Annotated in this window: 18 protein-coding genes; 11 read left to right on the forward strand and 7 right to left on the reverse strand. The window is 70.9% G+C overall.

Annotated elements, in window-relative coordinates:
- Positions 1–2 precede the first annotated feature (2 nt).
- The 4 genes from hpaH to hpaI are packed head-to-tail and all read left to right on the forward strand — an operon-like array spanning position 3 to position 3,404.
- On the forward strand, positions 3–818 hold the full coding sequence (hpaH, locus tag KAK06_RS14410; RefSeq protein WP_210802816.1) for a 2-oxo-hept-4-ene-1,7-dioate hydratase: 816 nt from the start codon (positions 3–5) through the stop codon (positions 816–818).
- A gap of 11 nt (positions 819–829) precedes the next feature.
- A complete protein-coding gene (locus KAK06_RS14415; protein WP_210802817.1) occupies positions 830–1,588 on the forward strand; it encodes a class II aldolase/adducin family protein in 759 nt (252 codons plus the stop codon).
- Positions 1,589–1,596: 8 nt separating this feature from the next.
- The gene (locus KAK06_RS14420) at positions 1,597–2,604 is read left to right on the forward strand and encodes a 2-dehydropantoate 2-reductase (protein WP_210802889.1); all 1,008 of its coding nucleotides are present in this window, start codon (positions 1,597–1,599) and stop codon (positions 2,602–2,604) included.
- Positions 2,604–3,404 carry a 4-hydroxy-2-oxoheptanedioate aldolase gene (gene hpaI / locus KAK06_RS14425; protein WP_210802890.1) on the forward strand — a complete coding sequence of 267 codons (801 nt, stop codon included), beginning with the start codon at positions 2,604–2,606 and terminating at the stop codon, positions 3,402–3,404. Before KAK06_RS14420 ends, hpaI begins: the two co-directional genes overlap by 1 nt.
- On the opposite strand, the gene fabG is transcribed toward hpaI, so the two are convergent.
- Genes fabG through thiD form a run of 6 tightly spaced genes read right to left on the reverse strand, consistent with a single transcriptional unit; the run spans position 3,405 to position 9,250 of the window.
- The gene (gene fabG, locus KAK06_RS14430) at positions 3,405–4,145 is read right to left on the reverse strand and encodes a 3-oxoacyl-[acyl-carrier-protein] reductase (protein WP_210802818.1); all 741 of its coding nucleotides are present in this window, start codon (positions 4,143–4,145) and stop codon (positions 3,405–3,407) included.
- A 17-nt stretch (positions 4,146–4,162) separates the two neighbouring features.
- Positions 4,163–4,747, reverse strand: a complete 585-nt coding sequence (locus KAK06_RS14435) for a YqiA/YcfP family alpha/beta fold hydrolase (RefSeq protein WP_210802819.1) — start codon at positions 4,745–4,747, stop codon at positions 4,163–4,165.
- Positions 4,748–4,758: 11 nt separating this feature from the next.
- Complete coding sequence (mpl, locus tag KAK06_RS14440) at positions 4,759–6,117, reverse strand: UDP-N-acetylmuramate:L-alanyl-gamma-D-glutamyl-meso-diaminopimelate ligase (RefSeq protein ID WP_210802820.1); 1,359 nt, start codon at positions 6,115–6,117, stop codon at positions 4,759–4,761.
- Between the two features lie 34 nt (positions 6,118–6,151).
- Positions 6,152–6,997: a D-hexose-6-phosphate mutarotase gene (locus KAK06_RS14445; protein WP_210802821.1), complete on the reverse strand. Its 846-nt coding sequence runs from the start codon at positions 6,995–6,997 to the stop codon at positions 6,152–6,154.
- Positions 6,994–8,286: a glutamate-1-semialdehyde 2,1-aminomutase gene (hemL, locus tag KAK06_RS14450; protein ID WP_210802895.1), complete on the reverse strand. Its 1,293-nt coding sequence runs from the start codon at positions 8,284–8,286 to the stop codon at positions 6,994–6,996. Before hemL ends, KAK06_RS14445 begins: the two co-directional genes overlap by 4 nt.
- Complete coding sequence (gene thiD, locus KAK06_RS14455) at positions 8,276–9,250, reverse strand: bifunctional hydroxymethylpyrimidine kinase/phosphomethylpyrimidine kinase (protein ID WP_375140895.1); 975 nt, start codon at positions 9,248–9,250, stop codon at positions 8,276–8,278. The genes hemL and thiD overlap by 11 nt, the downstream gene beginning before the upstream one ends.
- Before the next feature lie 146 nt (positions 9,251–9,396).
- Here thiD and KAK06_RS14460 point away from each other — a divergent pair, with 146 nt between their 5' ends.
- The 7 genes from KAK06_RS14460 to KAK06_RS14490 all read left to right on the forward strand — a co-directional run bounded on the left by KAK06_RS14460 (position 9,397) and on the right by KAK06_RS14490 (position 20,297).
- Positions 9,397–9,549, forward strand: coding sequence for a rubredoxin (locus tag KAK06_RS14460; protein WP_210802892.1), 153 nt, complete (start codon positions 9,397–9,399; stop codon positions 9,547–9,549).
- Between the two features lie 82 nt (positions 9,550–9,631).
- Positions 9,632–10,030 carry a response regulator gene (locus KAK06_RS14465; protein WP_210802822.1) on the forward strand — a complete coding sequence of 133 codons (399 nt, stop codon included), beginning with the start codon at positions 9,632–9,634 and terminating at the stop codon, positions 10,028–10,030.
- Positions 10,031–10,105: 75 nt separating this feature from the next.
- Positions 10,106–10,471 (forward strand): response regulator, encoded by a 366-nt coding sequence (locus KAK06_RS14470; RefSeq protein WP_210802823.1) that lies wholly within the window; start codon positions 10,106–10,108, stop codon positions 10,469–10,471.
- A gap of 9 nt (positions 10,472–10,480) precedes the next feature.
- On the forward strand, positions 10,481–11,011 hold the full coding sequence (locus tag KAK06_RS14475; protein ID WP_210802824.1) for a chemotaxis protein CheW: 531 nt from the start codon (positions 10,481–10,483) through the stop codon (positions 11,009–11,011).
- Positions 11,012–11,051: 40 nt separating this feature from the next.
- A complete protein-coding gene (locus tag KAK06_RS14480) occupies positions 11,052–13,358 on the forward strand; it encodes a methyl-accepting chemotaxis protein (protein ID WP_210802825.1) in 2,307 nt (768 codons plus the stop codon).
- Between the two features lie 12 nt (positions 13,359–13,370).
- Positions 13,371–19,274, forward strand: a complete 5,904-nt coding sequence (locus tag KAK06_RS14485; protein ID WP_210802826.1) for an Hpt domain-containing protein — start codon at positions 13,371–13,373, stop codon at positions 19,272–19,274.
- A 6-nt stretch (positions 19,275–19,280) separates the two neighbouring features.
- Entirely contained in the window at positions 19,281–20,297 is a 1,017-nt protein-coding gene (locus tag KAK06_RS14490) for a GGDEF domain-containing protein (RefSeq protein WP_210802827.1), read from the forward strand.
- Between the two features lie 7 nt (positions 20,298–20,304).
- Here the strand turns inward: KAK06_RS14490 and KAK06_RS14495 are convergent, their stop codons facing one another.
- Positions 20,305–21,789, reverse strand: a complete 1,485-nt coding sequence (locus tag KAK06_RS14495) for a cryptochrome/photolyase family protein (protein WP_210802828.1) — start codon at positions 21,787–21,789, stop codon at positions 20,305–20,307.
- Positions 21,790–21,848 lie beyond the last annotated feature (59 nt).

Raw genomic sequence — 21,848 nt, forward strand, 5'->3', positions numbered from 1 at the left:
CCATGCTCGACGACACCACCATCGCCCAGCTCGCCGCCGAGCTGCACACCTCCGAGCAGACCCGCGTGCCGGTCGAGCACTTCAGCAAGCGCTTCCCCGGCATGACGATCGAGGACGGCTACCGCGTCAGCCGCGCCTGGGTGGCAGCGCAGATCGCCGGTGGCGCGCGCGTGATCGGCCACAAGATCGGCCTGACCAGCCGCGCGATGCAGATCAGCAGCCAGATCACCGAGCCCGACTACGGCACGCTGCTGGACCACATGCTCTACCGCTGCGAGGGCGAGGCGGTGCTCGACATTCCGCTGAACCGCTTCATCGCCCCGCGCGTGGAGGTGGAGCTGGCCTTCATCCTGAAGTCGCCGCTGCGCGGGCCCGACGTGACGGTGGAGCAGGTGCTGGACGCCACAGAGTTCATCACCCCGGCGATCGAGATCATCGATGCCCGCATCGAACAGTTCGACCGCCACACCAAGGCCATGCGCAAGGTCTTCGACACGATCAGCGACAACGCCGCCAATGCCGGCATCGTGCTGGGCGGCCAGCGGGTCGGCCCACGCGCGGTGGACCGTGCCTGGTGCGGCGCCATCCTGCGCCAGAACGGCGTGGTCGAAGAGACTGGGCTGGCCGCCGGCGTGCAGGGCGATCCGGCCATCGGCATCGCCTGGCTGGCCAACAAGCTGGCGCCCTGGGGCGAGACGCTGCAGCCCGGCCACATCGTGCTGGCGGGCTCGTTCACGCGGCCGGTGGCGGCCAAGGCGGGCGATGTCTTCCAGGCCGACTACGGCCCGCTGGGCGTCCTGAACTTCCGTTTCGTCTGAGGGGCAGACCGATGACTGCATTCACCCGCCCGGCTCGCTACAGTCCAACCGAATGGGACGCCCGCGTCCAACTGGCCGCCTGCTACCGCATCTTTGCCCACCTGGGCTGGTCGGAGCTGATCTACAACCACATCTCGCTGCGTGTTCCTGACGAGGACGGTCACTTCCTCATCAACCCCTTCGGCCTGCACTACACCGAGGTCACGGCCAGCAACCTGGTGAAGGTGGACATCGACGGAAACATCGTCGGCCACAGCGACTGGCCGATCAACCCGGCCGGCTTCACCTTCCACGGCGCGATCCACGCCACGCTGCCCGACGCGCACTGCGTGATGCATGTGCACACCACGCCGACGATGGCGGTGTGCTGCCTGCAGGACGGGCTGTCCTTCACCAACTTCTATGCGGCGCAGCTGTACGGCCAGGTGGCGTACCACGACTTCGAGGGCATCACCGTGCACCGCGAGGAAGGTGCGCGCATCCTGGCCTCCAGTCAGGGCAAGCCGGTGCTGCTACTGCGCAACCACGGCCCGGTGGTGATCGGCCGCTCGCTGGCGCAGGCCTTCAACCTGATGTGGCTGGTGCAGCGCGCCTGCGAGGTGCAGATGGCCTCGCAGCCGATGGGGACGCTGCAGCCGATCAGCGAGGCCGCGCTGCAGGCCTGCGTGCGAGACTCGCTGAACTTCAACCCGAACTTCGGGGCTGGTGAGGACTCGTTTGCCGCCATGCAGCGGCTGATCGACCGCATCGACCCCGGCTACCGCGCATGAGTGTTCCGCTGCACAAGGTCTGCGTCGTCGGTGTCGGCGCCATTGGGGGCGTGTTCGCGGCCTGGCTGGGCTCGCGGCTGCCGACCGGACAGATCGCGCTGAGCGCGCTGGCACGCGGCCAGACGCTGCGCACGCTGCAGGCCGATGGGCTGTGCTGGGTCGACGGCGATGGCGGCGAGCAGCGCATCACCCTGGCTGCCAGCGATGACGCGACCGCGCTGGGCCCGCAGGACCTGGTGATCGTCTCCGTCAAGGGTCCGGCGATGCCGGCGGTGGCCGAGCAGATCCGCCCGCTGCTGGCCGCCCACACGGTGGTGCTGGTGGCGATGAACGGCGTGCCCTGGTGGTTCTTCGACGGCCTGGGCGGCGAGTGTGCGGGTCTGCAACTCCAGGCCGTGGACCCGGGCGGCCGCACCGCCGCCGCGCTGCCCACCGCGCAGGTGCTGGGCTGCGTGGTCCATGTCAGCGCCGCGGCGCCGCGGCCCGGGCGCATCGAGCGCATCAAGAACAACCAGCTGATCATCGGTGAGCCGGCAGGCGGCCTCAGCCCTCGCGTGCAGGCGGTGGCCGCGCTGCTGGAGTCGGCCGGCTTCGCGGTCAAGCAGGCCGAGCGCATCCAGCAGGAGATCTGGTTCAAGCTGTGGGGCAACATGACGATGAACCCGGTCTCGGCGCTGACCGGCGCACCCTGTGACCGCATCCTCGATGACCCGCTGGTGCGTGGCTTCTGCAGCGCCGTGATGACCGAGGCCCAGGCGATCGGCGCGCGCATCGGCTGCGGCATCGACCAGGTGCCTGATGACCGCCACGCGATCACCCGCAGCCTGGGCTCATTCAAGACCTCGATGCTGCAGGACGTGGAAGCCGGTCGCGCGATCGAACTGGACGCGTTGGTGGGCGCGGTGCGCGAGATCGGCCAGCACCTGGGCCTCGCCACACCGAACATTGACGCGCTGCTGGGCCTGACCCGGCTGATGGCCCGCGAACGCGGCCTGTACCCCAAGGACGCCGCATGATGCAGATCCCCGCCAACCACTTCCGCCACGCGCTGCGCGAGGGCCGCGCCCAGATCGGTTGCTGGGTCGGTTTTGCCGATCCCAACGTCGCCGAGGCGCTGGCCACTTGCGGCTACGACTGGCTGTTGCTTGATGGCGAGCACGCGCCGAACGATCCGCGCACCGTGCTGGCCCAGCTGCGCGCGATGGCGCCTTACCCCACGCAGGCCATCGTGCGGCCGGTGATCGGCGATGTGGCGCTGATCAAGCAGTACCTGGACGTGGGCGCGCAGACGCTGCTGGTGCCGATGGTCGATACGCCCGAGCAGGCGGCGCTGCTGGTACGGGCCATGCGCTACCCGCCCGAGGGCATCCGCGGCATGGGCGCGGCGCTGGCGCGGGCCTCGCGCTGGAACCAGGTCGAGCAGTACGTGCACAAGGCCAACGACGAGATGTGCCTGCTGGTGCAGGCCGAGACGGTGCAGGCGGTGCAGCACCTGGCGGCCATCGCTGCGGTGGACGGCGTCGACGGCGTGTTCTTCGGTCCGGCCGACCTGTCGGCCAGCATGGGCTACCGCGGCCAGCCGGGACACCCGGATGTGCAGAAGGTGATCCTGGACGGCATCGCCACCGTGCGTGCTGCCGGCAAGGCGCCAGGCATCCTGGCCACCGACCCGGCGCTGGCGCAGCAGTACCTGGACGCCGGAGCGCTGTTCGTGGCCGTCGGCCTGGACACGGCGATGCTGGTCAAGGCCGCCAGCGACATGGCGCGGCGCTTCCGGACAGCGCCAACACCGCCTGTCGGTGGCGGCGGCTACTGATCAGACGGTCATGCCGCCCGACACTTCCAGCACCGCGCCGTTGACATAGCTGGCCTCGTCGCTGGCCAGGAAGGCATAGGCGTTGGCGATCTCGTCGGCGTGGCCCAGGCGCTTGAGGGGCACCTGCTCGCGCATGTGGTCGAGCACCTTGTCAGGCATGCTGGCCAGGATGGGCGTCTCGATGAAGCCCGGCGCCACCGCGTTGACGCGCACGCCCTTGGGGCCCAGCTCGCGACTCCAGGTCTTGGTGAAACCGATCACGCCGAACTTGCTGGCGGCGTAGTTGGTCTGGCCGAAGTTGCCATAGATGCCCACCACGCTGGAGGCGTTCAGGATCACGCCGGCGCGCTGGTCCACCATGGTGTCCACCACCGCCTGCGCGCAGTGGAAGACGCCGCGCAGGTTGACGTCGATCACCGCGTCGAACTGCGCCAGCGTCATCTTCTGCAGCCGCGCGTCCTGGGTGATGCCGGCGTTGTTGACCAGCACGTCGATGCGGCCGAACTGGGCCTTCACCGCGGCCACCATCGCATCGACCTGGGCGCGGTCGGTGACGTTGACCACGAAGCCGGCGGCCTGCGCGCCCAGACGGCGGCATTCGGCCACCGCCTCATCCACCGCGGCGGCCTTCATGTCGCAGACGATGACGGTGGCACCCTCGCGGGCGAACTTCAGCGCGGTGGCCAGGCCAATGCCCTGGGCGGCGCCGGTGATGATGCTGACCTTGTCCTTCAAACGCATGGTGGGTGAGTTCTTCTTCAGAGGTTCAGGAAACGGGTGAGCTGGGGCAGGTCCTGGTCGTAGTCGGACAGCGCGTGGTCGCTGCCCTCCAGCAGGCGGATGGGGCAGCCGGTGTAGCGGGCGTGCATCTCGCGCCAGTCCAGCACCTCGTCGCCCTGGGCGATGACGACGAAATAGCGCTCGGGACGGGTGATGGCCGACGGGGCGATCGCGCGCAGCTCGTCCATGTGCTCCAGCCGCACCTCCACCACCTGCGTGGGGTCGTGCCAGGCGGGCTGCTCGCCCAGGTACTTCACCAGGTCGCGCGCCGGATCGACCGCGGGGTTGAGCAGCACGGCGCGGCAGCCGGTGCGCTCGGCCACCGCGGTGGCGTAGAAGCCGCCCAGTGAGCTGCCGATCACCGCCATGCGCTGCCACGGCCAGTCGGCGATGCCGTCCATGATCAGCTGCATCGCTGCAGCGGGCGAGCCGGGCAGCTGCGGGCACCACCAGTGCAGGTCGGGCCGGTTCGCCTGCACCCAGGCGTGGGTCATGCGCGCCTTGGTCGACAGCGGCGAGGACCTGAAACCGTGCAGGTAGAGGATGTGGCTGATCGGCGGCACGTCGGCGGGCCTCAGGCCTTGGCGGCCAGCGCGGCCAGCAGCTTGGCGTGGATGCCGCCGAAGCCGCCATTGCTCATGCACAGCACCTGGTCGCCCGGGCGCGCGGCCTTGACGATGGCCGCCACCATCTTGTCGATCGAGTCCAGCACCACGGCCTGATCGCCCATCGGCGCCAGCGCCTCGGCGGCGTCCCAGCCCAGATTGCCGCTGTGGCAGAAGGACAGGTCGGCCTCCTCCAGCGCCCAGGGCAGCTGGGCCTTCATCGTGCCCAGTTTCATGGTGTTGCTGCGCGGCTCGAAGGCGGCCAGGATGCGCGCCGCCCCTACTTTGCGGCGCAGGCCGTTGACGGTGGTGCGGATCGCGGTGGGGTGGTGGGCGAAGTCGTCGTAGACGGTGACGCCGCCGGCCTCGCCGCGCTTTTCCAGACGGCGCTTGACGTTCTGGAACGTGGCCAGGCCGGCGGCGGCCACCTCGGGCGCCACGCCCACATGCTCGGCCGCGGCGATCGTGGCCAGGGCATTGAGCTGGTTGTGCTCGCCCAGCAGCGCCCAGTCGACGCGGGCCACCTTCATGGCGCCGCGCAGCACGTCAAAGGCATGGGGCTCGCCGCGGGCGCGCAGTGCGCCAGGCTCTTCCTTCATCGGGCCGAAGCGCACCACCTCGCTCCAACAGCCGCGCGCCAGCACGCGCTGCAGGGATTCTTCACGGGCGTTCACCACCAGCCGGCCGCTGGCCGGCACGGTGCGCACCAGGTGGTGGAACTGGGTTTCGATCGCGGCCAGGTCGGCAAAGATGTCGGCGTGGTCGAACTCCAGGTTGTTCAGCACCGCGGTGCGCGGCCGGTAGTGCACGAACTTGCTGCGCTTGTCGAAGAAGGCGGTGTCGTACTCGTCGGCCTCGATGACAAAGTACCGGCCGCCGCCCAGCCGCGCGCTGATGCCGAAGTTCTGCGGCACACCGCCGACCAGGAAGCCCGGCTGCAGCCCGGCATACTCCAGCACCCAGGCCAGCATCGAGGTGGTGGTGGTCTTGCCGTGGGTGCCGGCCACCGCCAGCACATGGCGGCCCTGCAGCACGTTCTCCGCCAGCCACTGCGGGCCGCTGGTGTAGGCGGCGCCCGCATCCAGGATGGCCTCCATCAGTGGGTTGCCGCGGGTGACCACATTGCCCACCACGAAGACATCGGGCTTGAGCGCCATCTGTTCGGCGCCGAAGCCCTCGATCAGGTCGATGCCGAGTGCGCGCAACTGGTCGCTCATCGGCGGGTAGACGTTGGCGTCGCAGCCGGTCACGGTGTGGCCGGCTTCGCGCGCCAGCGCGGCGATACCGCCCATGAAGGTGCCGCAGATGCCGAGGATGTGGATGTGCATGGGGGAGGGCGCGCCGCAGCGGGGCGCGCGCAGGTCAGACGGAGAGAGTTTGCATGCCGGCCCAGTCCTCGCCGGGGGCGAGTCGGGCGGGTTGGCGGATCAGCGCGGCTTCGACGCACAGCATGTGGCGCCAGTCCTCGTCGGGCATGTCGGACAGCTGCTGCACGCCGTCGTCGCCGGGGTTCCAGACCACCACGTCCTCGAAGCCGTCCATGGCCACGCGCACGCGCCGGCCCAGCTCGCGCAGCACCAGGGGCTGGGCGGCGCCATGGTAGATGCGGTCGATCGCACCGACAAAGGTCAGCACATCACCCCACTGCTGGCCATCGGCCTTCAGCAGGAAGTCCTCATAGGCGCAGCCCTGCAGGCCCTCGAGCTGGGCGCGCAGCAGCTCGTTGCAGCGCAGGTAGGTGTGCAGGGCGGCGGTGAACTCGAACGCGGTCTCGCCGGTGTTGGTCACGGCCAGCTCGATCTCCAGCGTGTTGCCACCCACCACGACCGTCAGCTCGGCCTCGAAGCCCTGCTTCCAGTGCACGCGGGTGGCGATGTCGTCGGTGAAACGCAGCACGCCGATCGCCGCGCCCGCGCGGCGCACCGACTCCACCGCCTGCCAGGCGCGGGTGCGCACCAGGCCATGGCGCGGCAGCGGGCCGCGCTCGTTGAACTGCGGGAAGATCACCGGCACACCGCCGCGCACCGAGGCGCCCAGGCCGTACTTCGCGGTGGGCGACAGGTAGAGCTGCTCCTCGCCACCGGCCGGGATCCACGACACCAGGTGGGCGCCATGCAGCAGCACCGTGGCCTGCGCACCATCGGGCGCGCGCAAATGCAGCGCGGGCTGGCCTTGGAAGTCGCTCAGCGTGACGGGGGTGTCGCTCATGCGGCCTTCAGCACCTCGGCAGCCGCCGCCACCGTGGCAGCGATGTCGGCGTCGGTGTGCGCGGCGCTGACGAAGCCGGCCTCGTACAGCGCCGGGGCCAGGTAGACGCCTCGATCGAGCATGCCGTGGAAGAAGCGGTTGAAGCGCTCCTTGTCGGTGGCCATCACCACGTTGTAGTTCTGCGGCAGCGCGTCGGTGAAGAAGAAGCCGAACATGCCGCCTTCGCTGTCGCCCACGAAGGGCACGCCAGCATCCTTGGCGGCCTGGGTCAGGCCGGCCACCAGGGCCTGGGTCTTCGCGCCCAGGGCCTCGTAGAAGCCGGGCTTGGCAATCTCTTTCAGCGTGGCCAGGCCGCAGGCGGTGGCCACCGGGTTGCCGCTGAGCGTGCCGGCCTGGTAGACCGGGCCCAGCGGCGCCAGCTGCTGCATGATCTTCCGGGTGGTGCCGAAGGCGGCCAGCGGCATGCCGCCGCCGATGACCTTGCCGAACACACTGATGTCGGGCCGGAAGCCGGGGATGAGCTTGGCGTAGACGCTTTGCGCCGAACCCAGCGCGACGCGGAAGCCCGTCATCACCTCGTCGAACACGAACAGCGCGCCATGCTGGTCGCACAGCTCGCGGATGCGCTGGACGAAGGGCACCTGGGCGCGCACGAAGTTCATGTTGCCGGCGATCGGCTCGATCATCACGCAGGCGATCTCGTGCCCCTGGGTGCGGAAGGTCTCTTCGATCTGCGCCAGGTTGTTGTACTCCAGCACCAGCGTGTGCTGCACCACCTCGGCCGGCACGCCGGCGCTGGTGGGGTGGCCGAAGGTGGCCAGGCCCGAGCCGGCCTTCACCAGCAGCGCGTCGGCGTGGCCGTGGTAGCAGCCCTCGAACTTGATGATCTTGCTGCGGCCGGTGGCGCCGCGCGCCAGGCGGATCGCGCTCATGCCGGCCTCGGTGCCCGAGCTGACCAGGCGCACCTGCTCGATGCTGGGCACGTGGCGGATGATCTCCTCGGCCAGTTCCACCTCGCGCTCGGTGGGCGCGCCGAAGCTGAAGCCGTCGCGTGCGGCCTGCATCACCGCCTCGAGCACGGCCGGGTGGCCATGGCCCAGGATCATCGGGCCCCAGGAGCCGATGTAATCGATGTAACGCTTGCCTTCAGCGTCCCACATGTAGGGCCCTTCAGCGCGGGCGATGAAGCGCGGCGTGCCGCCGACGGCGCGGAAGGCGCGCACCGGCGAGTTGACGCCACCGGGGATGGACTGCTGCGCGCGGTCGAACAGCTGGGCATTAGTGGACACGGCGCGAGCCTCCGGGCGGGAACGGTTGATCGGGGTTGTTGAAATCGTCGGGCCCGGCGGCCCCGGGCTCCTCGCCCTCTTCGCCTTCCGGGGGCAAGGCCCAGAAGAAGCGGTCAGGGACGACATGGCCCATGCCGGGGCGGAAACCCGCGTCCAGGCTCTGGTCCAGGAACTGCAAGGCCTCGCCGGTGGCGGCCTGCACCTCGGAGCCCACCGCCAGCAGCGCCGCCATCGACGCCGACAAGGTGTCGCCCGCACCGACGAAGGACACCTCAAACAGCTCGAACTTCTCGCCGGTGAGCGCGCCCTGGGCCGAGGCCAGCACGTTGTCGATGAACTGCGGCTGGCCCTTGGCGGCCGGCAGCAGGATGCCGGTGACCAGCACGAAGCGGGTGCCGTGCTCGGCGGCGGCCACCGCCAGCTCGCGCGCCGACGGCGGGCGCTCGTTGTCCCACTCGGGCAGCAGGAAGTCGGTCAGGGTCTGGTGGCTGCCCACCAGCACCTCGGTGGCAGGCAGGATCAGCTCGCGCAGCGCATCCAGGTAGCTCTGGCGCTGGTCCTCATCGTCCATCCACGACAGGTTGGGCAGGTAGGAGACCAGCGGCAGCTCGGCGTAGTCAGAGAGGATCTCGGCCACCGCGCTGACGTTCTCGGCGCTGCCCAGGAAGCCCACCTTGAAGCCCGAGACGCTGGCGTCCTCCAGCAGGTGGCGGGCCTGCTCGACGATGGCGTCGCCATCGATCGGGTGCTGGTCGAAGATCTCGGCGGTGTCGCGCACCAGCAGCGTGGCCACCACCGGCAGCGCATGCGCGCCCATCGCGGCCATGGTGGCGACGTCGCCGCCCACGCCGCCGGCGCCGGTGGCGTCGTTGGCGTTGAAGCACATCACGCAGGCGGGTGGGGGCGACTCGGCCAGGGGGTCGACGGCCGCGGGGGCCTCGTCGGGAGAGTGTTCGGTGGTCATCGGGCCGGTCGCTTGAAAACGACGAAAAAGCTTGAGCTATGTTGTGTATGTGCCGACGAACCCTTGCTTTTTCCGCAAGCGTCGTCGCTATACTCCGCACGATTGTAGTGAGTGACTCCACCACCGTGAGCGAAACCAGAACCTGGATGTGCCTGATCTGCGGCTGGATCTATGACGAAGCCGCTGGTGACCCGGAGCACGGCATCGCTGCCGGCACGGCCTGGGCCGACGTCCCGATGAACTGGACCTGCCCAGAGTGCGGCGCTCGCAAGGAAGATTTCGAGATGGTCCAGATCTGAACGGTCAGCTGACCGAAGGATCCGGGCCGTACCACGGCGGCACCGATCGCCACATGTCGTTAGGGGGCGCGAGGTGAGTGAAGTGCAGACGAGCGGGCCCGCGTCAGGCACGCCTCGGGTGCTGGTCATCGATGACAGCAACACCATCCGTCGCAGTGCGGAGATCTTCCTGCGCCAGGGCGGCTACGAGGTGCTGCTGGCCGAGGACGGCTTCGAGGCGCTGGCCAAGGTCAACGACACCGAGCCCGACCTGATCTTCTGCGACATCCTGATGCCGCGCCTGGATGGCTACCAGACCTGCGCGATCATCAAGCGCAACCCCCGTTTCTCGGCCGTGCCGGTCGTCATGCTGTCCTCGCGGGACGGCGTGTTCGACAAGGCGCGCGGCCGCATGGTCGGCTCGGACGAGTACCTGACCAAGCCCTTCACCAAGGAGCAGCTGCTGCGCGCCGTCGCGCAGTTCTGCCCGCAGCCGGGGTAAACAACGATGTCGTGGGACGATACGCAGCAATTCGAAGACACCCAAGCGGCCGAGACCTGGCCGAGGACACCGCCCATGGCCATCCAGCACATTCTTCTGGTGGACGACTCGAAGACCGAGTTGCACTACCTCTCCGACCTGCTCACCAAGCGTGGCTTCACCGTGGCCACCGCCGAAGGCGGGGATGAGGCCATGCGCCGCCTGCACGAACAGCGCCCCGACCTGATCCTGATGGACGTGGTGATGCCCGGCACCAACGGCTTCCAGCTCACCCGCACCATCACCCGCGACCCGCGCTACTCGGGCATCCCGGTGATCATGTGCACCAGCAAGGGCCAGGACACCGACCGCGTCTGGGGCATGCGCCAGGGCGCGCGCGACTACATCGTCAAGCCGGTCGACCCGAACGACCTGATGGCCAAGATCGAGGCCCTGGGCTGATCGCCAGTCATGGCCAAGAAGGACGCGCTGAAGGAACTCCAGGTCCGGCTGGCCGAGCGCCTGCAGGCGGTCCGTGACCAGCCGCGCGAGGCGGGTTGGCTGGCGGTCGAGGTGGCCGGTGTCGGCGTGCTGCTGCCGCTGGGCCAGGCCGGCGAGATCCACAACGCGCGGCAGCTGACGGTGGTGCCGCATGCGCGCCCGTGGCTGGTGGGTGTGGCCAACCTGCGTGGCCAGCTGCAGGCGGTGGTGGACCTGGCCCGCTTCCTGGGCCTGCGCGAGGCCTCGCAGGCGCCCGTCGGCGCCCAGCTGGTGGCGCTCAATCCCAACCTGCGGCTGAATTGCGCGCTGCGCGTGGACCGGCTGCTGGGCCTGCGCGATGCCGCGCGGATGCAGCTGCAGGCGGCCTCCGGCGAGCCGCAGCCGGCCTTCGCCGGAGCCCGCTGGCGCGATGATCAGGGCCGCCTGTGGCAGGCCCTGGACCTGGCGGCCCTGGCCGCCGACGCGAGATTCCTGGACGTGGCCGAGGCCCAAGCAACATGACAAGCGCCGGCCGCACCGGCGCGTTTTTCCCGAGGATCCGATGAGTCTGTTCGACCAGCTGAAGAACCGATGGCCCCGCCGTTCAGACGCCGCTGCGGCGGACGCCCAGGCGTCGCCGCGTGACACCGCCAGCGACTCGGACGTCGAGGCCCTGCTCAGCGAAATCGATCAGCGCCTGGCCGCGCAGTCGCAGGCGCAGCCGCTGGGCGCTGAGCCGGCGTCCAGCGCCGCCGCGCCCCTGGAAGCCCTGCCGTCGCGTCTGGCCGAGAACCAGGACGGCCCCGCCACCCAGGCCGCCTTGCCGCTCATCGGCCACCAGTCGGCGGCGCAGCAGCAGCGCGTGCTGTTCACGCTGATTGGCGTGGGCGCGGCGGTGTTTGCGCTGACGGCGGTGCTGGCGCTGGGGGCCTCGGGCCGCCAGGCCAAGCAGCTGGGCACCACCGGTCAGGTGCTGATGCAGTCGCAGCGGCTGGCCAAGTCGGTGTCGCAGGCGCTGGTGGGCGCCGCCTCGGCCTTCCCTGAGGTGCGCGAGAGCTCGCAGGTGCTGGCCGCTGGCGTGCGCGGCCTGGCCAACGGCAACGACGTGGTCGAGTCGGTGGACGGCGCCGCGGCCGAGGGCGTGTCCGAGCTGCTGCCGCTGGTGGACCGCGCCGAAAAGAACGCCACCGTGGTGCTGGGCCAGCAGGCCACACTGACCCAGGTGGGCCAGGCGCTGCGCACGATCAACCGCCAGTCGTCGGACATGCTGGAGCTGGCCGAGACCGTGTCTTCGCTGAAGTTGCAGGCCAACGCCACGCCGGCCGAGCTGTCGGGCGTGGGCCAGCTGGTGATGCTGACGCAGCGCATCGGCAAGTCGGCCAACGAGTTCCTCACGCTGGAGGGCGTCAGCCCCGAGGCGGTGTTCCTGCTGGGCAAGGACCTGAACACCTTCCGCGAGATCGCCGACGGCCTGCTCAAGGGCAGTGTCGACCTGCGCCTGCCCGGCACCAAGGACGCCGCCACCCGCGAGCGCCTGGAGCAATTGATCGCGCAGTACGAACAGACCCGTACGCAGGCCAGCTCGATCCTGGGCAACCTGCAGGGCCTGGTGTCGGCGCGCGAGGCGCAGTCGGCCATCGTCGGCGACTCCGAGAAGCTGCGCACCGGCCTGGAAGCCGTGCAGTCGGCGCTGGAATCGCAGGGCGGCCTGCGCGGGCTGCACGTGTTCCTGCTGGTGGTGTCGCTGCTGGCCATGCTGGCCGGTGGTGTCGGCATCCTGCGCTTGTATGTGCGCGAGCAGGCGCAGCGCGCGGTGCAGGCCGAGCAGCAGCGTCTGGCGGCCGAGGAGCAGGAGCGCGAGGCCAAGCGCGTCAACGACGCCAACCAGGCCGCCATCTTGCGGCTGATGAACGAGCTGCAGTCGGTGGCCGAGGGCGACCTGACCCAGCAGGCCACCGTGACCGAGGACATCACCGGCGCGATCGCCGACTCGGTGAACTACACGGTGGAGGAGCTGCGCAACCTGGTGGCCCAGGTGCAGGGCACGACCGAGCGGGTGGCGCAGACCACGCAGCAGGTCGAGTCCACCTCGACCGAGCTGCTGGCGGCCTCGTCCGAGCAGCTGCGCGAGATCCGCGAGACCGGCGAGTCGGTGTTGCAGATGGCGGCGCGCATCAACCAGGTGTCGGCCGAAGCGCAGCAGACGGTGGACGTGGCGCGCCAGTCGCTGGAGGCCGCGCTCAACGGTCGCCAGGCGGTGCAGGACACGATCGGCGGCATGAACGCGATCCGCGAGCAGATCCAGGAAACCTCCAAGCGCATCAAGCGCCTGGGCGAGTCGTCGCAGGAGATCGGCGAAATCACCGAGCTGATCTCGGACATCACCGAGCAGACCAACGTGCTGGCGCTCAACGCCGCCATCCAGGCGGCCTCGGCCGGTGAAGCCGGGCGCGGCTTCTCGGTGGTGGCCGAGGAAGTGCAGCGGCTGGCCGAGCGCTCGGCCGACGCGACGCGCCAGATCGCGGCGCTGGTCAAGACGATTCAGACCGACACCCAGGACGCGGTGGCGGCCATGGAACACTCGACGCAGGGCGTGGTGCGTGGCGCCTCGCTGTCCGACGCCGCCGGCTCGGCGCTGGCCGACATCGACCGCGTGACGCGCGAACTCTCTAGCCTGATCGGCCGCATCTCCGAACAAGCGCGCCGCGAAGCCGAAAGCGCCAACGTGGTGGCGGTCAACATCCAGCACATCTTCGCGGTGACCGAGCAGACCGGTGAGGGCACGCGCTCCACCGCCCAGATGGTGCATGAGCTCTCGCGCAGCGCGCGCGAGCTGCGCCAGTCGGTCGACCGCTTCAAGATCGCCTGACGAGCGCGCCGCATGCACGACCCGGCCCTGACCCCGGACGCCCCGCCCGCCGACGGCGACCTGACCGCGCTGGCCTGGGTGCTGGACGAGCTGCGGCGCAGCCTGGACACCACGCACAAGGCCCTGCGCCGGCTGCTGCGCGACCAGGACCTGCGCCATGGCAACCCAGGCGAGGGCCTGGTGGTCACGCCCGCGCTGCAGCAGGCGCGCAGCCTGGTGCACCAGGGCTGCGGCGTGCTGGCGATGATCGGCCAGCCGGTCGCGGCCACCTGCCTGTCGGCCAGCGAGCAACTGCTGCAGCGCCTGGGGGCCGAGGGCTCGGCCCTGCAGGCCGACCAGGTGGCGGCGCTGGAGCGCCTGTCCTTTGCGCTGCTCGATTACCTGGGGCGCCGACTCAACGGTCAGGACGTGTCCTCGTTGGCGCTGTTCCCGGCCTACCGCACGGTCATGACCATGGCCGGCGCCGAGCGCATCCACCCGGCCGACCTGTGGCAGGCACCGGGCGCCGAGCGCTTGTCCGAGCTGGCCGCCGACGCCGCACCGCTGCTGGCCGACGATCCGCGCGTGGGCGCCGCCATCGAAGGCTCGCTGCTGCCGGCGATGCGCGGCCAGGTCGATGCCCAGGCGCGGCTGAGCCGCATCTTCGCCGGCATGGCCAGCGGCGCGCCCGACGCCAGCCATGCCGTGCTGTGGCGTCTGGCCAGTGCCTTCTACGAGGCCCAGGCCTGGCGCCTGCTGAGCCCGGACGTGCATGTGCAGCGCCTGGGTTCGCGCCTGCTGTCGCAGCTGCGGGCCAGTGCCAAGGGCGCCGACATCGTGCCGCAGCGGCTGCTGCAGGACCTCAGCTTCTTCTGCGCCCGTGCGCGCTCCGGCGGGCCAGATGCCGCGCCGCGCCTGGCCGCCGTGCGCCAGCGCCTGGCGTTGCCGGCGCTGGACCGGGTCGACTACGACGACAGCCCGCTGGGCCGCTTCGACCCGGCGCTGGTGCCGCAGGCGCGTCGGCGCTTTGGCGCCTTCAAGGACATCTGGGCCGTGGCCGCCTCGGGCGATGATGGCGTGCTGCCCGCCTGCAGCGAGCAGGTGGCGCTGGTGGCTGAATCGGTGCGCCAGCTCTACCCCAGCGGCGACGCGTTGGCGCGGGCCCTGGTCGACGCCGTGCAGCACTGCGCCGGCGCGCAAAAGGCCCCGGGCACCGAGCTGTCGATGGAGATGGCCACCGCGCTGCTGTGCCTGGACGCCTCGCTCGACGACCTCGGCCAGGCCGACCTGGGCCAGCGCATCCAGCGCCTCTCGCAGCGCCTGCAGGGCCTGCTGAGCGGGCAGGGCGCCGAGCCGATCGAGCCCTGGATGGAGGCGCTCTACCGCGAAGTCTCCGACCGCCAGACCATGGGCAGCGTGGTGCAGGAACTGCGCGCCGCGCTGGCCGAGGTCGAGCAGCAGCTCGACCGCTACCACCGCCACCCGCAGGAGCGCGAGCTGCTGATCCCGGTGCCCGCCCAGCTGGCCACGATGCGCGGAGTGCTGGGCGTGCTGGGCCTGGGTCCGGCCTCGCAGGCCGTGCAGCGCATGCGCCAGGACGTGGACCAGTTGCTGGCCGGCGACGAGTCCGGCGATGCCGCCGCGCGCCTGGCCGACAACCTGGGCGTGATGTCCTTCCTGATCGACCTGCTGGGCGTGCAGCCGCAGCTGGCGCGCACGCTGTTCCGCTTTGACGCTGACACCGGCCGTTTCAGTGCGGTGATGGGTCGCACCCACGCCAGCAGCGCGCCCGCCGCGGTGGCCGCCGAGCCGGCGCTGCGCGAGCGCGCCCAGGCCCTGGCCGGCGACCTCGACCAGCAGGCGATCAGCCCGGCCGACCTGGCGCACCGGCTGGAGCTGCTGTCGCACCACGCCGCGGCCGCCGAAGACCCGGCGCTGGCCCAGGCCACCGCCCAGGCCCGTGAGGCATTGCAGCAGGCCGAGTCGGCCGAAGCGGCGCGCGCCGACGTGGCGCAGGCTCTGCAGGCGCTGCGTGACGAGCCAAACGCGTCCGCTGCCAGCGTGCCGCCGCCGGTCGCCGTCGATGACGACGAGGACATGCGGGCGGTCTTTTTCGAAGAGGCCGACGAGGTGGCCGCGCAGGCCCGCGAGGCGCTGCAGGCGCTGTCCCAGCGGCCGGCCGACCTGGAGGCCATGACCACCGTTCGGCGGGCCTTTCACACGCTCAAGGGCAGCTCGCGCATGGTCCAGCTGCCCGCCTTCGGCGAGGCCGCCTGGGCCTGTGAGCGCCTGTACAACACCCGGCTGGCGCAGGCCGAGGCGACGGTCGATGCCGAGCTGCGCCAGTTCACTGCCGAGGCGCTGGACGCCTTCCAGGCCTGGACCGGCGCGCTGCGCACGCTGGGCCACGATGGCCCGCACGACGGCCGGGCGCTGATTGCCCGTGCTGATGCCTTGCGCGACCAGCCTGCGGCCCCACCCAGCGAGGTGCCAGCGGCCCCAGCGGCGCTGCCGCCCGAGCCGGTGGTCGACGCCCTGGTCGAGCTGCCCGAGGACCTGGAGGTGGTGGAGCCTGCACCGCCGCCCGACGGCTTCGACCAGCCAACCGAGCCGATGCCGCTGCCCGAGCTGCCGCCGATGCCGGGTCTGGATCTGGATCTGACGCTGGACCTGGACCTCAGCGAGGCCGCAGCGGCCGACCTGACCGAGCCGACCGAGCCGACCGAGCCGACCGAGCCGCCCCCGGCGCCCCCGGCGCCAGACGCCGAGGCGATCGATTTCGAGCTGGACCTGGACGCGCTGGACACCCGCCCGGAAACCGCCACCGCCCCGGTGGCTGCACCGGTGCTGACCCTGGTGCACGATGCCAGCCGGCACGCCCCGGCATCCGAGCCCGAGCCCGATCCGGATGCCTTCAAGCAGGTCGGCGCGCTGCGCGTGCCGATCGCACTGTTCAACATCTACCTCAACGAGGCCGACGAGCAGTCACGCCGCCTGTCCACCGATCTGGCGGAATGGCAGCACGAACTGGAGCGGCCGGTCAGCGACACCGCGGTGGCGCTGGCACATTCGCTGGCCGGTAACTCGGCCACCGTGGGCTACCACGAGCTCTCGGCGCTGGCGCGCCGGCTGGAACATCAGCTGGAGCACGCCCAGCAACGCGGCCAGGGCCATCCGGCCGAGGCCCTGCTGTTCCTGGATGTGGCCGAGGAAATCCGCCGCCTGCTGCACCAGTTCGCCGCCGGCTTCCTGAAGCCGGTACCGGCCGAGTTGCTGGCGCGGCTGGACGCCCACGAGCAGCAGGCCGGCGCCGAGCGCCTGCACCCCGCGTCCGAGCCCGACGACGCAACGCCCAGCGGCGCGATGGGCTTCGAGGACACGGCGCTGGGCGCGGTCCAGTTCACGCCGCTGACCTCGGTCCGCAGCCCCGAGCCGCCCGCCCCGCCCGTGGCGACGACCAGCCTGGCCCATGCGCCGGCGCTGTCGGTGGCGGATGTCGACGCGGTGGATGCCCTCGATGACGAGCTCTTCGAGATCTTCGTCGACGAGGCCCGCGAACTGCTGCCGCGTCTGGCCGAGCAGGTCCGCCAGTGGGACGCCGAGCCCACCGAGCCCGGCCGCGGCATCGCCGCGATGCGCTCGCTGCACACGCTCAAGGGCGGTGCCCGCCTGGCTGGCGCGATGCGCCTGGGCGAGATGGCCCACCGGCTGGAGACCGCGGTCGAGCCGCTGACCGCGCGCGGCGTGCCCGACGCCGCCGCCTTTGCCCAGTTGCACGCCAGCGTCGACGCGCTGGCCGAGGAACTGCAGCGCCTGCTGGACCGCCCGGCGGCCGACGCGGCCAGCCGGCCGATGACGCTGGACGAGGCCGCGGATCAGCCCATGCCGGCACCGCCGGCCCTGGCCACACGGCCGCCCGAGGTGTCCGAGGCAGCCGCTGAAGCGCCCCCGGTTGCGGCGCTGCCCGAGCTGCCCGAGGCGCCGACGGTCGTTGAGACCCCCCTGTGGGGCGAGGACCAGCCGCGCATCGACTGGAGCGCCTTCGCCCAGCCGGTCGCTTCGCCCGCCTGGGCCGCGGTGGCCGACGCCGCGCCTGCCGGCCAGGCCCAGGTGCGCGTGCGCGCCGGCCTGCTGGACCGCCTGGTCAGCCATGCCGGCGAGGTGGGCACGGCGCGCGCACGCATCGACACCGAGGTGGGCCAGATGCGCGGCCAGCTGCGCGAGCTGACCGACAACCTTGAGCGCCTGCGCCGCCAGCTGCGTGACCTGGACCTGCAGGCCGAGACCCAGATGACCTCGCGCATGGAGGCCGCGCGGCAGTCCAACCAGGCTTTCGACCCGCTGGAGATGGACCGTTTCACCCGCGTGCAGGAGCTGACCCGCATGCTGACCGAGTCGGTCGGTGACGTGGGCACCGTGCAGCGCGGCCTGCAACAGTCGCTGCAGACGGCCGAAGACCAGCTGGCCGCGCAGTCGCGCATGATTCGCGAGCTGCAGGACGACCTGCTGCGTGCCCGCATGGTGGAGTTCGACACCGTCTCCGACCGCCTCTACCGCGTGGTGCGGCAGGCGGCCAAGGAGACCGGCAAGCAGGTCCGCCTGGACTTGTCGGGCGGCAGCGCCGAACTGGACCGCAGTGTGCTGGACCGCATGACGCCGGCCTTCGAACACCTGCTGCGCAATGCCGTGGTTCATGGCATCGAGCCGCCCGGCCTGCGCGAGGCCACCGGCAAGCCCGCCACCGGGGCCATCGAGGTGGCGGTGCGGCCCTCAGGCAACGAGGTGCGCATCGAGGTGCGCGATGACGGCGCCGGGCTGGATCTGGCCCGCATCGCCGAGCGCGCCCGTGCTGCCGGCCTGCTGGGCGCCGAGGACCGGCCCACCGAGACCGAGCTGGCGCAGCTGATCTTCCGCCCCGGCTTCACCACCGCGGACGAGGTGACCGAACTGGCCGGCCGCGGCATCGGCATGGACGTGGTGCGCTCCGAGGTGACCGCCATGGGCGGCCGCGTCGAGACCTCGTCGGCCACCGGTCAGGGCACGTCGTTCCGGCTGATCCTGCCGCTGACCACCGCCGTCACCCAGGTGGTGCCGCTGGACGTGGGTGGCCAGGTGGTGGCGGTGCCGTCCATCCTGGTCGAGCAGGTGCGGCGCATCACGCCGGCCGAGCTGGAAGCGGCCTATGCCAGCGGCGTGCTGGCCCACAACGGCCGTGACCTGCCCTTCTTCTGGCTGGGCGCGCTGCTGCAACTGGCCGAGCGCGGCCAGATCGAGGGCCGCACCGCCCAGGTGCTGGTGATCCGTTCGGCCGCGCAACGGGTGGTGGTGCATGTGCGCGACATCCAGGGCAACCAGGAAGTGGTGGTCAAGAACCTCGGCCCGCAGCTGGCGCGCCTGCCCGGCCTGGCCGGCATGTCGCTGCTGCCCAGCGGCCAGACGGTGCTGATCTACAACCCGGTGGCGCTGGCGGCGGTCTATGGCGATCAGGCCCGTGCCCGCCTGGCCCAGGTGTCCACCGCGGCGCCGCAGCACAGCCCCGAGGCCGACACCCACGCTGAACCCTCAGCGCCGCTGGTGCTGGTGGTCGACGACTCGCTGACGGTTCGCCGGGTCACCCAGCGCCTGTTGCTGCGCGAGGGCTACCGCGTGGCGCTGGCGCGCGACGGCCTGGAGGCGCTGGAGATGCTGGCCGCCGAGCGGCCGGCGCTGATGCTCAGCGACATCGAGATGCCCCGCATGGACGGCTTCGACCTGGTGCGCAACGTGCGTGCCGAGCCGCGCTGGGCCGATCTGCCGGTGGTGATGATCACCTCGCGCATCGCCCAGAAACACCGCGACCATGCACGGGAATTGGGCGTGGACCATTATCTCGGCAAGCCTTACGATGAGGACACCCTGCTGGCGCTGGTGCGCCAGTCCGTGCAGGCGCCTGCCTGAACGCCCATGTCCGGTCTGATCGAGCAACTCACCCAGCTGACAGCGCTGCGCAACCGCGAGGAGATGGACCTGTGCCTGGCACAGGCCATCCGCCTGCGGCTGGCCGCCGACGAGGTGCGCGTCGCCCGCCTGCTGGGCGATCCGGGTGATGAGCGCTGGCTGGTCGGCGCCCAGGTGGGCCCGGCGGAAGAAGCGACCTGCGCCGACCCGTCCTGGGTCGAGCTGCGCGACCTGCCGACCCTGGACGATCAGCCCACCTGGCGCGACTGCATGCGCGCCGCCGAGCCGCCGCCGGCCACCGCCAGCCTGACCCTGCTGCCGCTGCGCGGCAGCGCCGGCGTGCTGGGCGTGGTTGAGGCGCGCACCAGCGCCCTGCCCGATGACACTGCCCTGGCCGATGTGCGCGGCCTGCTGGACATCTACCGCAACCTGGTCAGCCTGCTCGACTACACCGAGTGCGACACCCTGACCGGGCTGCTCAACCGCAAGAGCTTTGACGACACCTTCTACCGGGCCTCGGCGCTGCCGCTGAGCCAGATGGGCGACGAGCCCGAGCGGCGTCTGGTGCGCGAGCAGCGCTACTGGCTGGGCGTGATCGACATTGACCACTTCAAGCAGGTCAACGACCAGCACGGCCACCTGATCGGTGACGAGGTGCTGCTGCTGCTGTCGCGGGTGATGCGCCAGAGCTTTCGCGCGTTGGACAAGCTCTACCGCTTTGGCGGCGAGGAGTTCGTGGTGCTGCTGCGCTGCCCGGGCGAGGAAGAAGCCATGGCCGCGTTGCAGCGCTTTCGTGCCCAGGTCGAGGGCTTCGTGTTCCCGCGGGTGCAGCACGTCACCGTGAGCGTGGGCTACACCGATGTGCGCTCCGGCGACACGCCGCCCGCGGCGGTCGAGCGCGCCGACATGGCGGTCTACTACGCCAAGCGCCACGGCCGCAACCAGGTCCGCTCGCATGCCGCGCTGGTGCGCGAGGGCGAGCTCAGCGACCTGGTGCAGACCAGCGACGTCGAGTTCTTCTGAACAGGCCCTAGCCCTTGGCGCCGCGCGCCACCGCAAAGCGCGCCAGCGTGCGCTGCCGCGCCTCGTCGTGGTTGACCACCGGCTCCGGGTAGTCCACGCCCAGGCGCAGCCCGGCCTCGGCCAGCTCCAGCGGCTTGGCCAGCCAGGGTGCGTGGATGGCGCGCGCTGACAGGCCGGCGAGCTGGGGCAGGTAGCGGCGGATGAACTTGCCCTCGGGGTCGAACTTCTCGCTCTGGCTGACCGGGTTGAAGATGCGGAAATAGGGCTGGGCGTCGCAGCCGGTGCTGGCGGCCCATTGCCAGCCGCCGTTGTTGGCGGCCAGGTCGAAGTCGTTCAGGTGCAGCGCGAACCAGGCTTCGCCGCGGCGCCAGTCGATGCCCAGGTCCTTGGTCAGGAAGCTGGCGGTGACCATGCGCAGCCGGTTGTGCATGTAGCCGGTGCGGGCCAGCTGCAGCATCGCGGCATCGACCAGTGGGTAGCCGGTGCGGCCCTCGCACCAGGCGGCGAACAGTGCCTCGGCGTGCTTGCCGTGTTCCCACTGGATCGCGTCGTACTCGGGCCGGAAGGCATGGCCCACCACGCGCGGGTGGTGGTGCAGGATCTGGTGGTAGAAATCGCGCCAGATCAGCTCGGACAGCCACACCTCGGCCCCGCGCGAGCCGCCCTGCATCCGGTGCCAGGCCTCACGCGCCAGCCGCCGCACCGACAGCGTGCCGAAGCGCAGGTGGGTGCTCAGGTAGCTGGGGCCCTTGATGGCTGGAAAGTCGCGCGCACGGTCGTAGCGGTCGATCCGCCCCAGGAAATCGGCCAGCAGCTCGGCGCCACCGGCGCTGCCGGCGGGCAGGTGGGGCTCATCGGCGGGTGGCGGCTCGAAGCCGATCTCGGCCAACGTGGGCACGCCGGGCTGGCCCAGCGCCGCGGGCCAGGGCGCCAGCGCCGATGCGTGGTGGGCCACCGGCCAGGCCTTGACATAGAACTCGGTCAGCTGGCGCAGCCAGGCGTTCTTGTAGGGCGTGAAGACGCTGTACGAGGTGCCGCTGCCGGTCAGCACCTCGCTGCGCTCGAAGACCACATGGTCCTTCATCGTGTGCAGCGCCACCCCCCGCTCGGCCAGGCGGCCGCGCACCTGGGCGTCGCGGGCCAGCGCGTCGGGCTCGTCGTCGTGGCTGGCATAGACCGCCTGCACGCCCAGTTGGCTGGCCAGCTGCGGGATCTGCGCCCGCGCGTCGCCATGGCGCACGATCAGGTGCACGCGCTCCACGCCATGGCTGCGGCCCAGCGCCTGCAACTGGCTGTCCAGGTCGACCAGGCTGGCGCGGATGAAGGCCACGCGGCGGTCGCGGCGGGGCAGGGCGTCCAGGATGGCGGTGTCGAAGATGAAGACGCCGTGCACCTGCCGGGCGGCGCGGCAGGCGGCGTAGAGCGCGGCGTGGTCGTCGGCGCGCAAATCGCGCCGGAACCAGACCAGCGCATGGTCCAGTGCCTTGTCCATGGCGCCGAGTGTCGCCCGGATCGGCCGGCCCTGGCAGGCGCCGTGAAATAGAATGGCGG

Source organism: Ideonella aquatica (genome assembly GCF_018069755.1).
Lineage (GTDB): Bacteria > Pseudomonadota > Gammaproteobacteria > Burkholderiales > Burkholderiaceae_C > Ideonella > Ideonella aquatica.